The 12,364-nt window shown below is 67.0% G+C and carries 14 protein-coding genes; 6 read left to right on the top strand and 8 right to left on the bottom strand.

The annotated features are described in order from the left end of the window. Positions 1-7: 7 nt before the first annotated feature. On the top strand, positions 8-802 hold the full coding sequence (locus ITJ43_RS02935; RefSeq protein WP_194582447.1) for a PP2C family protein-serine/threonine phosphatase: 795 nt from the start codon (positions 8-10) through the stop codon (positions 800-802). Between the two features lie 9 nt (positions 803-811). On the opposite strand, the gene ITJ43_RS02930 is transcribed toward ITJ43_RS02935, so the two are convergent. The 5 genes from ITJ43_RS02930 to ITJ43_RS02910 all read right to left on the bottom strand — a co-directional run bounded on the left by ITJ43_RS02930 (position 812) and on the right by ITJ43_RS02910 (position 5,734). Continuing rightward, on the bottom strand, positions 812-1,243 hold the full coding sequence (locus tag ITJ43_RS02930) for a rhodanese-like domain-containing protein (protein WP_194581968.1): 432 nt from the start codon (positions 1,241-1,243) through the stop codon (positions 812-814). 82 nt (positions 1,244-1,325) lie between these two features. Continuing rightward, positions 1,326-3,143, bottom strand: a complete 1,818-nt coding sequence (locus ITJ43_RS02925; RefSeq protein WP_194581967.1) for a cytochrome b — start codon at positions 3,141-3,143, stop codon at positions 1,326-1,328. Then, entirely contained in the window at positions 3,140-4,219 is a 1,080-nt protein-coding gene (locus ITJ43_RS02920) for a ubiquinol-cytochrome c reductase iron-sulfur subunit (RefSeq protein ID WP_194581965.1), read from the bottom strand. The genes ITJ43_RS02925 and ITJ43_RS02920 overlap by 4 nt, the downstream gene beginning before the upstream one ends. 46 nt (positions 4,220-4,265) lie before the next feature. Next, positions 4,266-5,069 (bottom strand): cytochrome c, encoded by an 804-nt coding sequence (locus ITJ43_RS02915; RefSeq protein ID WP_194581964.1) that lies wholly within the window; start codon positions 5,067-5,069, stop codon positions 4,266-4,268. A gap of 20 nt (positions 5,070-5,089) precedes the next feature. Further along, positions 5,090-5,734 carry a cytochrome c oxidase subunit 3 gene (locus ITJ43_RS02910; protein WP_194581962.1) on the bottom strand — a complete coding sequence of 215 codons (645 nt, stop codon included), beginning with the start codon at positions 5,732-5,734 and terminating at the stop codon, positions 5,090-5,092. Positions 5,735-5,855: 121 nt separating this feature from the next. Between ITJ43_RS02910 and trpD the strand changes: the two genes are divergently transcribed. The 3 genes from trpD (at position 5,856) to ITJ43_RS02895 (ending at position 8,577) form a co-directional block, all read left to right on the top strand. Beyond that, positions 5,856-6,917: an anthranilate phosphoribosyltransferase gene (trpD, locus tag ITJ43_RS02905; RefSeq protein WP_194581961.1), complete on the top strand. Its 1,062-nt coding sequence runs from the start codon at positions 5,856-5,858 to the stop codon at positions 6,915-6,917. A gap of 93 nt (positions 6,918-7,010) precedes the next feature. Further along, on the top strand, positions 7,011-7,502 hold the full coding sequence (locus ITJ43_RS02900) for an aromatic ring-opening dioxygenase LigA (protein ID WP_194581960.1): 492 nt from the start codon (positions 7,011-7,013) through the stop codon (positions 7,500-7,502). A gap of 88 nt (positions 7,503-7,590) precedes the next feature. Beyond that, positions 7,591-8,577 carry a PHP domain-containing protein gene (locus ITJ43_RS02895; protein ID WP_194581959.1) on the top strand — a complete coding sequence of 329 codons (987 nt, stop codon included), beginning with the start codon at positions 7,591-7,593 and terminating at the stop codon, positions 8,575-8,577. A 9-nt stretch (positions 8,578-8,586) separates the two neighbouring features. Here the strand turns inward: ITJ43_RS02895 and ITJ43_RS02890 are convergent, their stop codons facing one another. From ITJ43_RS02890 to ITJ43_RS02880, 3 genes are all read right to left on the bottom strand, one after another. Beyond that, entirely contained in the window at positions 8,587-9,507 is a 921-nt protein-coding gene (locus ITJ43_RS02890; protein WP_194581958.1) for a 5'-3' exonuclease, read from the bottom strand. Positions 9,508-9,548: 41 nt separating this feature from the next. Then, positions 9,549-10,190, bottom strand: coding sequence for a hypothetical protein (locus tag ITJ43_RS02885; RefSeq protein WP_228495285.1), 642 nt, complete (start codon positions 10,188-10,190; stop codon positions 9,549-9,551). A 77-nt stretch (positions 10,191-10,267) separates the two neighbouring features. Beyond that, complete coding sequence (locus ITJ43_RS02880; protein ID WP_194581957.1) at positions 10,268-10,804, bottom strand: hypothetical protein; 537 nt, start codon at positions 10,802-10,804, stop codon at positions 10,268-10,270. 68 nt (positions 10,805-10,872) lie between these two features. On the opposite strand from ITJ43_RS02880, the gene ITJ43_RS02875 reads away from it, so the two are divergent. Beyond that, positions 10,873-11,313, top strand: coding sequence for a YchJ family protein (locus ITJ43_RS02875; protein WP_194581956.1), 441 nt, complete (start codon positions 10,873-10,875; stop codon positions 11,311-11,313). Positions 11,314-11,315: 2 nt separating this feature from the next. Further along, positions 11,316-12,347 (top strand): cation diffusion facilitator family transporter, encoded by a 1,032-nt coding sequence (locus ITJ43_RS02870; RefSeq protein WP_416361055.1) that lies wholly within the window; start codon positions 11,316-11,318, stop codon positions 12,345-12,347. Positions 12,348-12,364: the final 17 nt, after the last annotated feature.

Raw genomic sequence — 12,364 nt, 5'->3', positions numbered from 1 at the left:
GGCTGTGATGGCTCTCTCCTTGCGGGCCGGCGTCTGTAGCGACGTCGGAGGCTTTCGCGACGTCAATCAGGATGCCGCGTTCGTCTCGTCGTGGGGGGCCGGTGTCGCGGACGGTGTCGGCGGCGGCCCAGCCGGTGACCTGGCATCCGCAGCGTTCCTGCATCGACTTGTCGCCGGCGGATCCGGCCTGGACGACGCGGACGAACTCGCCACGCGCGTACGCATCGCGAACTGGGATCTGGGTGCTCACGTGCGACGAGACCCGTCGCTCGCTGGGATGGCGACGACCTTCACCGGGCTCTGGCTCAGCCGCACGGGCGCCCTCCTGCTCGCGCACACCGGCGATTCTCGTGCATATCGGGTCCGAGACGGCCACCTCATTCGGCAGACCCGCGATGACTCGTTCGTCCAGGTTTTGGTGGACCAGGGGCTCGTCCGCGAGGAAGACGCGATGGCTCACCCGCGGCGCAACATCATCACCGCTTCCTTGCGCGGTGACGCGTCCGACCTCGTCCGCGTGAGCGAGCGCGTAGGTGTGCGGGGCGATCGATGGTTGCTCTGCAGCGACGGTGTGAGCGATTACCTGCCCGATGACGCCATCGCCGACGTCCTGCGGACGGTGACGGACCCGGATGTGGCAGCTTCCCTGGTGGTGGCAGCGGCCCTGCAGGCTGGCTCGCGCGACAACGTGACCGCCGTGGTGGCGGATGTCATCGCCGGTGCCTCACAGGGTGAGACTGTCACCTTCGCCGGGGCGGCGGCCGATCGATTCACGGAAGGCGCCGGTGCTCTCGCCGGCTGATCAGTCGTCTCAGGTCGTCTCAGGTCGCACGTACATGACCTGCGCGTCGAAAACGCGGGGGAGTGGGCCCTGGTCGTTCTCGGTAGGCAACCCTTCGCGTACCCAATACTCGTAACCGCCGATCATCTCCTTCACCGTGTACCCGAGCCGGGCGAACTCGATGGCGCCGCGCGTGCCGGCGTTGCAGCCAGGACTCCAGCAGTACACGACGATCGGCAGGTGCGGTGCGAACTCGCGGGGTGCGCGCTCCGCGATGTCGCGGTAGGGCATGTGAATGGCCCCCACAGGGTGGCCCTGCGCCCACGCGTCGGCGCCACGAACGTCGACGAGTACGAACTCTTCGCCGGCTCGCTGCGCCGCATACACGTCGGACGGGTCAGTCTCATGTGCGAGCTTCGCGCTGAAGTGGGCGAGCGTAGATGCGGGCGTCTGTGAGGTCATGACCGAGACGCTACGCGAACGAAGAAGCGGCGAGGAGGACCGGAACGGTCTCTCCTCGCCGCTTGACTGCCAACGTGTGGCGTCAGCTCTTCGTGTCATCCTCGTCGGGGACGATCACATTCGACGGGCGAACAGCGGTCTCGCTGCGGCTGCCGTCGTCGATCGGGTGGTGCGGGGCATCCGGAACTCCGGCGCGCTCGTGCATGCCCTGAATCTCGGCATCCTCCTCGGCGGCGACGTGCTCCAGCGTGTGGTGCTGGTGGGCGCGGGCCTCCTCGAGCTCCGTCTGCGTGACGGGGGCCAGGCGGTCTTCGAAGAACCAGCGCGACAGCGACGCGCGGACGTTCTCGTGCCAGGGGATGCGACCCTGATCGTTGGGACGAACGACCAACGGCTGGTTCGTCTCGAAATCGACGAGCTTGACGACCTCGTACTGGTCGACCGGCTGGTGGACCTCGATGTACTCGCCGCCGGGAAGGCGGACGATACGACCCGACTCGTAGCCGTGTAGGGCGATCTCACGGTCCTTCTTCTGCAGCGCGATACAGATGCGCTTCGTGACGAAGTACGCGAGCACAGGCCCGATGAAGAGCAACGCCTGGAGCGTGTGGATGACGCCTTCCATCGTGAGCCAGAAGTGGGTCGCGATGATGTCGGAGGACGCCGCGGCCCACAGCACCGCGTAGAACGTCACACCGGCGGCGCCGATCGCGGTGCGGGTCGCCGCGTTGCGCGGACGCTGAGCGATGTGGTGCTCGCGCTTGTCTCCCGTGATCCAGGCCTCGATGAACGGGTAGATCGCCACCAGCACGATGAACAAGCCGAGGGCAGTCAGCGGGATCAGGATGTTGAACGACCAGGTGCGATCCCAGAGCACGAACTCCAGGTGCGGAGGCACCAGACGCAGCGCACCGTCGGCGAAGCCGATGTACCAGTCGGGCTGGGTACCCGCCGACACGGGCGACGGGTCGTACGGGCCGTAGTTCCAGATCGGGTTGATCGTGAACAGCGACGCGATCAGCACGATGACGCCGAACGTGATGAAGAAGAATCCCCCCATCTTCGACATGTACACCGGGACCATCGGGTAACCGACGACGTTGTCGTTCGTGCGGCCGGGGCCGGCGAATTGGGTGTGCTTGTTCACGATCATCAGCATGAGGTGCACGGCGAGCAGCGCGACCAGAATGGCCGGCAGCAGCAGGATGTGCAGCGTGTACAGGCGGCCGACGATCTGCGAGCCCGGGAACTCGCCGCCGAAGAGCAGGAACGAGGTCCACGTGCCGATCACCGGGATGCCCTTGACCATGCCGTCGATGATGCGCAAGCCGTTTCCGGAAAGCAGGTCATCGGGCAGCGAGTACCCGGTGAAGCCCTCTGCCATCGCGAGAATGAACAGGATGAAGCCGATCACCCAGTTGAGCTCGCGTGGTTTGCGGAACGCGCCGGTGAAGAACACGCGCAGCATGTGCACGCCGATGCCGGCGACGAACACGAGCGCCGCCCAGTGGTGGATCTGACGCACGAGCAGGCCGCCGCGGATGTCGAACGACAGGCGCAACGACGAGTCGAGCGCAGCCGACATCTCGACGCCACGCAGCGGCAGGAAGGCGCCGTTGTAGTGGGTCTCGACCATCGAGGCCTGGAAGAAGAAGGTCAGGAAGGTCCCCGACAGCAGAACGACGACGAAGCTCCACAGCGCGATCTCGCCGAGCATGAACGACCAGTGGTCGGGGAAGATCTTCCGTCCCAGCTCCTTGACCAGGCCCGAGATGCTGGTGCGCTCGTCGAGGTAGTTCGCCGCTCCGGCGACGAATCGGCCGCCGAGCGGCTTCTCGTCACGGGAGGCCGCGGACGGGTTGGTGTCAGGGCCTGTCTCAGTGACAGTCGCGGTGCTCAATGGCGCTCCCAGAAGCTCGGGCCGACGGGTTCGATGAAGTCGCTTTGCGCGACGAGGTAGCCCTCAGCGTCGACGGTGATGGGCAGCTGCGGCAGCGGACGGGCTGCCGGGCCGAAGATCACGGCAGCGCCGTGGGTCACGTCGAACTGCGACTGGTGGCACGGGCAGAGCAGGTGGTGGGTCTGCTGCTCGTACAGCGCGACGGGGCAACCGACGTGGGTGCAGACCTTGGAGTACGCGACGATGCCGTTGTACGACCAGTCCTTGCGGTCTTCCGCCTCGACGAGCTGCTCCGGGAGCAGACGCATGAGCAGCACGATGGCCTTGGCCTTCTGCTCCAGGTAACCGTCGTGATGGCTGACATCGGCCAGCGACTGGGGGATGACGTGCACCGCGGAGCCGAGCGTCAGGTCGGCGGCGCGGATCGGTTCGCCGGTCGGGTCGTGCGCGAGGCGTTCGCCCTTCTTCCACATGGTGTGGCTGAGCAGGGCGACCGGGTCACCGGCATCCGGGTGCTCGGGGCTCGACTCGGGGGCGAGGCCGCGGAACAGCGTGATACCGGGCAGGACCGAGGCGACCAGCGCCGCGATCAGCGAGCCGCGGATGGCGGTGCGGCGTCCGAAACCGGACTCCTCATTCGCCGCGCGCAGGCCCTCGACGGCACCTTCCCGCGTGACGTCGCGACCGCGCGTGGGGTGACGGAGCTCGATGTGCTCCTTGTCGCTCATCACCGCCTTCGACCAGTGGATCGCGCCGATGCCGATGGCCAGCAGTGCGAGTGCGATTCCCAGCCCGATGAAGAGGTTGTTATGGCGGATGTCGATGATCTGCCCGCTCTCGATCGGGAAGAGCATGTAGGCGGCGACCGCCCAGATGCTTCCCGCGAGAGACAGGTAGAACAGCGTGTAGACCGTGCGGACGGCGCGCTCCATCGCGGCCGGATCCTTGTCGGTGACACGCTCGCGGTGCGGGGGAAGACCCGGGTTCTGCACGGCGTCGGGGACGGCGACGGCGAGCCCGGGGGAAGGCTTCCAAGAAGCCCTCTCGTGCTCGTGTGCGTCTTCCTCGTGTGCCATGTCTCGTCCGTTCCCTACGTCAGTGCCGTTGTCCACGAATGCCCGATTAGTTCGACTTCGCCGTGATCCACACGGTGATGCCGATCAGAGCGCCGATGCCGAAGATCCAGATGAACAGACCTTCCGAGACCGGACCGAGCGAGCCGAGGTTGAACCCTCCGGCCGACTCGTTGTTCTGCAGGTACATCAGCGACGAGATGATGTCGCGCTTCTCGTCGGGCGTGATCGTCATGTTGTTGAACACGGGCATGTTCTGCGGGCCCGTGACCATCGCGGCGTAGATGTGCAGCGGGCTGGTCTTGGTGAGCGCCGGGGCGTACTTGCCCTCTGTCAGCGCGCCGCCGGCAGCAGCGACGTTGTGGCACATCGCGCAGTTGATGCGGAAGAGCTCGGCGCCGTTGGCGACGTCACCCTTGCCGTCGAGGATGTGCGCGTCGGGGTAGGTCGGGCCGGGAGCGACCGACTGGACCCAGGCCGCGATCGCCTTGATCTGGTCTTCGGTGAACTGCGCGGGCTTCTGCGGAGCCTGAGGGCCCTGCATCTGCAAGGGCATGCGACCGGTGGACATCTGGAACTCCACCGCGAGTTCGCCGACGCCGTAGAGCGAGGGCCCGTCGGCGGAGCCTTCCATGTTCAGGCCGTGACACGTGGCGCAGTTGGCCTGGAAGAGCTTCTTGCCGTCATCGACGGTGAGCGTCGTGGACGCCGACGACGCGGGCTCGGTCGACGCCATGGCCGCCGAGGCGCCGGCGTAGACGCCGCCGGTGACGAGCAGGCCGATTCCGATCAGCGCGGCCGCGGCCCACTTGCTGCGGCGACCGGTCTTCGGTCGGGTGGTCTTGGATGCCATGGAGGAACTCAGCTCCGCTCTCACTTGACGACGTAGATGACGAAGAACAGCACGATCCACACCACATCGACGAAGTGCCAGTAGTAGGAGACGACGATCGCGGACGTCATCTCCTTGCGACCGAAGTTCTTGACGGCGTAGGCGCGGCCGATGACGAGGAGGAAGGCCAGGAGACCGCCCGTCACGTGCAGTGCGTGGAAACCGGTGGTGATGTAGAAGGCCGACGCGTACGAGCTCGCGCTGATCGGTAGGCCCTCCATGACGAGCGTCGCGTATTCCCAGACCTGGCCGGAAACGAAGACGGCTCCCATGAGGAAGGTGAGGAAGAACCACTCGACCATGCCCCACTGGCGGAACTGCCAGAAGGAGCCGCGGCGGTACGGCTGGAAGCGCTCTGCGGCGAACACGCCGGCCTGAGCGGTGAAGGACGACAGCACCAGGATCAGCGTGTTGACGGCCGCGAATGGCACATTCAGGTCGCCGGTGCTCTCGGCCCAGAGATCGGGGGAGGCGTTGCGCAGCGTGAAGTAGATCGCGAACAGACCCGCGAAGAACATGACCTCGCTGCCGAGCCAGACGATGGTGCCGACCGCGACCGGATCCGGCCGCTTGACGGAACGCAAGGCGTGGGAATAGGTCGATGGAGTGGTCGTCACGCTCCCCATTATGGCTGATTTCACAGCCGGTTTTCGCATCACTGAAGGTGCGTTCGACTTTCGGAGGCATTGGACGGCGCTTCGCACCCGCCGGGAGTTCGCTGGCAGAGTGCCGATAGGATCAGGGCTCATGGCGGAGCTCTATTCCTGGCCCGAGATCCTGACTGCCGTTCTCGAGCGGCGCGACCTCAGTGTGTCGGAATCGACCTGGGCGATGCGGCAGGTGATGCGGGGTGCCGCGACCCCGTCTCAGCTCGGTGGATTCCTGCTCGCGCTGCGGGCGAAAGGCGAGACGGTCGACGAGATCGTCGGGTTCCGCGACGCGATCCTCGAGTCGGCGCTGCCCCTGCCCGTTCCTGCGGACGTGCTCGACATCGTCGGTACCGGCGGCGATCGCTTCGGCACTGTCAACGTGTCGACGATGTCGGCGATCGTGGCGGCAGCCACCGGCATCCCGGTCGTGAAGCACGGCAATCGCGCGGCCAGCTCGGCGTCGGGCTCATCTGATGTTCTCGGCGCGCTCGGCATCGACCTCGCACTGCCGCCGGAGCGGGTGGCCGACGTACTCGCCGAGGCCGGCATCACGTTCGCGTTCGCCGCGGCCTTCCACCCCGGATTCCGCCACGCGGGCCCGACGCGTTCGGAACTCGGAGTGCCGACGGTGTTCAACTTCCTGGGACCGCTGTGCAACCCGGCTCGCGCCGAGGCCAATGCGGTGGGCGTGGCCGCGCTCGACCGCGTGCCGCTGATCACCGGCGTCTTCCAGACCCGTGGCGCCACGGCCCTGGTCTTCCGCGGAGACGACGGTCTCGACGAGCTCACCACCACCGGTCACAGCCGTGTGTGGGAGATCAGCCGCGGCGACATTCACGAGCACGATCTCGATCCCCGTGATCTCGGCATTGCGCTGGCCGACATCAGCGACCTGCTGGGCGGTGACGCTCAGCACAACGCAGAGGTCGTGCACCGCGTTCTGGACGGCGAGAAGGGGGCGGTGCGCGACATCGTGCTCCTCAACGCCGCAGCCGGCATCGTCGCTTACGAGCTGTTCCGTGACGCAACGCAGGTGCAGCACCCCATCGTGGAGCGGCTCGCCGCGGCTCGCGATCGCGCGGCATCAGCGATCGATGACGGGGCGGCGGCAGGCGTGCTGTCGAAGTGGGTCGAGGCGACGACCCGTCCTGTGGACTGACCACAGGGTTTTCTCTGGCCCATCCACTGGGGCTTGTGCTTCTGGGAGCGATACCGTGACATCACAGCCCGGCACCCCAGAGAGGACATCACCATGTCAGAGAACATCGCCACCGCAGACACCGTCGAACCCCCGCAGAAGAAGGTCGGGTTCGTCAAGATCGCCGGCATTCTCGGCATCCTCGGTGGCATCGCGCTGATCGTCGTCGGAGTCATCGTCTGGGTCGCTGTGTCCACCCAGCTTCGCGCCGAGAACATCACGGTGCCGGATGACGCCATCGCCTTCCAGGGGCAGACCGTCCAGGGCCCCTTCACCGCGTACGTGCAGGCCGACATCATCCAGCACCACGCGCTGAAGGCGTCGGAGGGCAAGACGTACGCCGAGCTCGGCAAGGATGACCCGGTGCGCGCGACCATGATGAACGCGTCGTTCCTGCGCGCATCGCTGTTCACCTCGGTCGTCTCCTTCGGAGTCGCGGCCTTCGCCATGGGGGTTGGCATCCTGTCGATCCTGTTCGGGGCCGCCCTGACGCGCCTCGCCTCGGTACCGGTGATCGTGCGCCGTTCCAGCGTCACCAGGGCCTGATCGCCGATCTTCCCCCCACTCGAAACGGGTCCGCGTCTCACGCGGGCCCGTTTCGCTGTGTGCGCTGCGCTGACATGATGGCTGTCACATGAAGCCGATCGATGCGCTGCGCGAGATCGCGAGCCTGCTCGAACGGGAGCGGGCATCGCGGTATCGTTCCGCCGCGTTCCGAGCGGCGGCGGCGGCGATCGCCGACCTCACCGACGATCAGATGGCGGATGCCGCCGCGCTGCGCCGACGCAAGGGAATCGGCGATTCTTCCTTTCGGGTCATTCAGCAGGCGTCGGCCGGCGAGGTGCCCGGCTACCTCGTCGAACTTCGCGAGCGATACGCACCCGCGTCGTCGGCGCTGCGGGCGTCGTTGCGCGGCGATCTGCACTGTCATTCCGACTGGTCGGACGGCACGACATCGATTGGGGAGATGGTGGAGGCGGCTCGCGCGCTCGGGCATGAGTATCTGGCGCTGACGGATCATTCGCCGCGGCTCCGCGTCGCCAACGGTCTGACCGCGGAGCGCCTGCGAGCGCAGCTGGATGAGCTGCCGGCCTTCACCTGCGACGGGTTCACGTTGCTCAGCGGTATCGAGGTGGACATCCTCGACGATGGGCACCTGGACCAGGAACAGGCGCTCCTCGACCGCCTCGACGTGGTGGTCGCGTCCGTGCACTCTCGGCTCCGTCTGGAGGCGCCCGCGATGACGCGCCGCATGGTCAGCGCTGTCTCCCGCGGCGACGTCGATGTGCTGGGTCACGTGACCGGCCGACTCGTGCGGGGCGAGCGCGGGACGCGTCCCCCCTCGACCTTCGACGCCCGCGCGGTGTTCGCCGCGTGCGCTGCGCATGACGTCGCGGTGGAGATCAACGCGCGGCCAGAACGCGAAGATCCGCCTGATGACCTCATCGCGCTGGCGCTGGCGGAAGGATGCCTCTTCTCGATCGACTCCGATGCGCACGCACCCGGTCAGCTCGGGTTGCTGGACGAAGGTGCTGCGCGGGCCGAGCGCGCGGGCGTGCCCGCGGAGCGGATCGTCACGACGTGGCCGCGGGAGCGTCTGCAGCAGTGGCTGGGCCGTTGACGCAGCGGCTCAGACCCGAGCGGTGATCGCGGCGACGGTCCGGGCGAGTGGCGTGCCGAGGTTCCACTCGGCATCCACTCGAGCGATCTCGGCGGCATCCGGCAGGCGCAGACGGGAGTTGTCGATGGGCTGCAGCGCGAGCGTGCGCACGACCTCGACGACCCGCGGTGCGACGGCGAGGTAGTCGCTCGCGGCCAGCACCTTGGCGCGCACGCTCGCCGTGAGCCCGGCGCCGGACGCGGCTGCGGCGATGATGCCGGCCAGGTCGCCGTGGGTGGCCAGGAGCGTCGCGGCGGTCTTCTCGCCGATGCCGGCGACACCGGGAAGGCCGTCGGAGGCATCGCCGCGCAGCGCTGCGAAGTCGGCGTATTGCGTCGGCAGCACGGCATACTTGGCGACCACGGCGGCGTCGTCGAGTACTTCGAGCTTGCTCATTCCTCGACCTGTGTAGATCACCCGGATCTGTTGGTCGTCGTCGACGAGCTGAAAGAGGTCCCGGTCGCCGGTGACGACGTCGACGGCGACCGGCGACTGCGTCGCGTAGCTGGCGATGACGTCGTCGGCTTCGTGGTCCACATGTCCGACGATGGGGATGCCGAGGGCGCCGAGCTCGTCTCGGATCACGGGGATCTGAGCGGTCAGGGGGTCGGGGACCTCTTCGACGTCGGCTCCGATGTCGAGGACTGCGGCGACCCGGTGGGTCTTGTAGGTCGGAATGAGGTCGACGCGCCACTGCGGTCGCCAGTCGTCGTCCCAGCAGGCGATGACATGGGTGGGCTCGTACATGGTGACCAGCTTGGCGATCATATCGAGCAGGCCGCGGGCGGCATTCACGGGTCTGCCGTCGGGCGCCTTCACCGTGTCGGGGACGCCATAGAACGCGCGGAAGTAGAGGGACGCGGTGTCGAGGAGCATCAGGCGATCGGCCACGCGCTCATCCTGTCATGGAGGTCAGACGCCCGTGGTGGCGATCAGCACCCTGGGCCTGTGGGGTTCTCGGCGCACGTCTTGTCGACGAGGGCGGTCTTCACCTCGACGATCTGCAGCGTGGTCGTGCCGATCGGGATCTCGAGCTGACCGGGTACGTCTATCCAACCGTTGCCGAAGTTCGCCTGGGCCGCATATCGGACAGCCGCAGTGGCTGTGTAGGTGCCGCGGGATGCGTACGCGTGGCTGGTCGGGGTGGCACTGAATTGGGCGAGCCCGAGCTCAGCCCACCTGCGGCCTCCGGTTGTCGCTTCCCGGGATGTACCGTCGCCGTGTGTGAAGACGTAGGACGTCGGAGTGAACCGCACCGTCACCGGCAGATCGAAGAGACGTCCGGCCTGCTCGTGGACCCCGGCACTCACGACGAAGTTCACGGGCATGCCGACGACTCCGACCCCGTCGGGTTCGTCGACGAAGGGCGCCGAGGTGGGAGCGAAGGACGCGACGTCGGTGAGTGTGGGCCGCAGCACGCCGACCGAGTAGTTGCCGCGGCAGAGGGAATCGGTGCAGACCGGCGGGGGAGGAGCGGGCACGGTGACGCCGCCGGAATCGCTGCCGCCGCTACCACCTTCGGATGCCCCCGGTCGCGTCGCGCCGAGCTCGACGGACGAACCGTTGTTCGACACAGAGCAAGCGGAAGTAGTGAAATCGCAGGGAACGCTAGAGGCGGGCGATAGCAGCGAGGCGACGGTGGCAACGAGAGCTAGTTTGAGCACGCGTCAGCTCCGTTCGACCCCTCGATTAGCAAAACTCGCATCGGATCAGTCGTTAGTCGGACGCTCAGGTTCTGTTGGTCCGGGCGGTCATGCGAGACGACGGATGTTCCGGAGGAGTCGAGTATCTCGACCTGGGAAACGTCTAGGCAGACGTTGAGCGCTATGAGCCTCTGATCGGGGTTGAAACTGTCGAGATTGACCTTCACGATTCTTGTCGCGCCCGTGAGCTTGTAGCCATCGGCGTGGTACTTCTCTAGACGCTCTTGATCGAAGGCGTGTTGTTCGCCGGTCGACAGTGAGAGGAAATCCTCAAACGTACTTGCGTCCTCGGGATGCACTTCATTCGAGGCGGTGATGTAGGAACGAAAGGTCGCCTCGGCGGCGGCGAAGGCGGCGTCGTCGGAAGCGAAGCCGGTGGACGTCGGACTCGCGGTCGGAGCGGGAGCGGTCGTGCAACCGGTAGCGGCGAGCGCACACACGAGCGTCACGAGCACTGCGGCTGTCGCGCGTCGATGAGTCGCCATGCCCCCACGGTAGTCAGGAGTGTCGAACCCGACAGGGGTTATCCACAGCTGCGTCGTAGAGTCGGAGGATGTCGTTCGGGCAGGTTTCGGCGGCGCGAGGACGACGTCCCGCGCCGAACTCGGCGTGCGTCTGCGGCAGTGGGGTGCCCTTCTCGCAGTGCTGCGGACCGGTACTCGATGGAATCCCGGCGCCGACGGCCGAAGCACTGATGAGATCTCGCTACGCGGCCTTCGCCCTCGGCGATCTCGCTCATCTACAGGTGTCCTGGCATCCGGCGACCCGCCCCGCACGTCTCGACGCCGACAACGGTCTCGCGTGGGAAGGCCTCGACATCAACGCCGTAGAGGGCGGATCGATCGACGACACCCGCGGAACCGTGAGCTTCCGTGCGTCATGGCGCGACTCGGTCACCGGGCAACGGGGAGTGCTCGCCGAGATCAGCCGGTTCCGACGCGTTGACGGGCGCTGGGTCTACCTCGACGGGGCGGTCCACCGGCGTAGCGTGTGAGTATGACTCCGTCGCGCCCGCCCCGAGCGCTCACCGCCGCACCGGGGCCTGCTCAGGCGTTGGGCGTCGACGAGCCGGCAGGCAAGAGCGAATCGCTGACCACGGTGCTCATCGCGCTCGGAGCGAACGTGCTCATCGCGATCGCGAAGACGGTCGCCGCGATGCTCACCGGCGCCGCGAGCATGCTGGCGGAGGCGGCGCACTCGTGGGCCGACGCCGGCAACGAGGTTCTCCTCTACGTCGCAGCGCGGCGTTCGGTGCGGCCGCGCGACGCGCGGCATCCCACCGGATACGGCCGCGAGGCCTATGTCTGGTCTTTGTTCGCGGCGTTCGGCCTGTTCGCCGTCGGCGCGGGCGTGTCGATCATGCACGGCGTGCAAGAGCTGTTCTCGCCCGAGCCGGCCGGAATGTTCTGGGTGTCGTACACCGTACTCGGCGTCGCGTTCGTGCTCGAGGGAGTGTCCTTCCTGCAAGCGCTCCGCCAGTCTCGCCGACACGCAAGGGAGAGCTCCCGGGATGTCCTCGACTATGTAATGGGCACATCCGACCCCACCCTGCGCGCCGTCTTCTTCGAAGATGCGGCCGCGCTGATCGGTCTCACCATCGCCTTCGCCGGGATCCTGCTGCACCAACTCACGGGCTCCGCCGTGCCGGATGCCGTCGGCTCGATCCTGGTAGGCGTGCTCCTCGCGGTGGTCGCGGTGGTGCTGATCCGCCAGAACCGGCGCTTCCTCGTCGGCGTGGCGGTGGAACCGATGGTGCGAGCCGCTGCGCTGCAGAAGCTGCTCGCGCAGTCCGAGATCGCTCAGATCACCTACTTGCACATCGAATATGTGGGACCCGGTCGTGTGTTCGTCGTCGCCGCGGTCGATCTCGTGGGAGACATCCCCGAACATATGGTCGCCGAGCAGCTCAACGCCATCGAGGATCGTCTCGCGCAGAGTCCGCGCGTCGCCTGGGCGGTGCTGACCCTTTCGCGACCCGGGGCGCCGGCGCTCGATCCGACCGACCCCGCGGACCCGCTGCGAGGATGATGTCGGGCGTCGCTCGC

The sequence above is a fragment of the Microbacterium sp. VKM Ac-2870 genome, assembly GCF_015350795.1.
Classification (GTDB): Bacteria; Actinomycetota; Actinomycetes; order Actinomycetales; family Microbacteriaceae; genus Microbacterium.
Note: the sequence above shows the minus strand (reverse complement) of the source record. Positions and strands in the feature narration are given on the sequence as shown.

Excerpts from the sequence above, each read along its gene's own strand:
- ITJ43_RS02935 (WP_194582447.1), top strand. The coding sequence starts at position 8 with ATGGCTCTCTCCTTGCGGGCCGGCGTCTGTAGCGACGTCGGAGGCTTT.
- ITJ43_RS02930 (WP_194581968.1), bottom strand. The coding sequence starts at position 1,243 with ATGACCTCACAGACGCCCGCATCTACGCTCGCCCACTTCAGCGCGAAG.
- ITJ43_RS02920 (WP_194581965.1), bottom strand. The coding sequence starts at position 4,219 with ATGGCACACGAGGAAGACGCACACGAGCACGAGAGGGCTTCTTGGAAG.
- ITJ43_RS02915 (WP_194581964.1), bottom strand. The coding sequence starts at position 5,069 with ATGGCATCCAAGACCACCCGACCGAAGACCGGTCGCCGCAGCAAGTGG.
- ITJ43_RS02910 (WP_194581962.1), bottom strand. The coding sequence starts at position 5,734 with ATGGGGAGCGTGACGACCACTCCATCGACCTATTCCCACGCCTTGCGT.
- trpD (WP_194581961.1), top strand. The coding sequence starts at position 5,856 with ATGGCGGAGCTCTATTCCTGGCCCGAGATCCTGACTGCCGTTCTCGAG.
- ITJ43_RS02900 (WP_194581960.1), top strand. The coding sequence starts at position 7,011 with ATGTCAGAGAACATCGCCACCGCAGACACCGTCGAACCCCCGCAGAAG.
- ITJ43_RS02895 (WP_194581959.1), top strand. The coding sequence starts at position 7,591 with ATGAAGCCGATCGATGCGCTGCGCGAGATCGCGAGCCTGCTCGAACGG.
- ITJ43_RS02880 (WP_194581957.1), bottom strand. The coding sequence starts at position 10,804 with ATGGCGACTCATCGACGCGCGACAGCCGCAGTGCTCGTGACGCTCGTG.
- ITJ43_RS02875 (WP_194581956.1), top strand. The coding sequence starts at position 10,873 with ATGTCGTTCGGGCAGGTTTCGGCGGCGCGAGGACGACGTCCCGCGCCG.
- ITJ43_RS02870 (WP_416361055.1), top strand. The coding sequence starts at position 11,316 with ATGACTCCGTCGCGCCCGCCCCGAGCGCTCACCGCCGCACCGGGGCCT.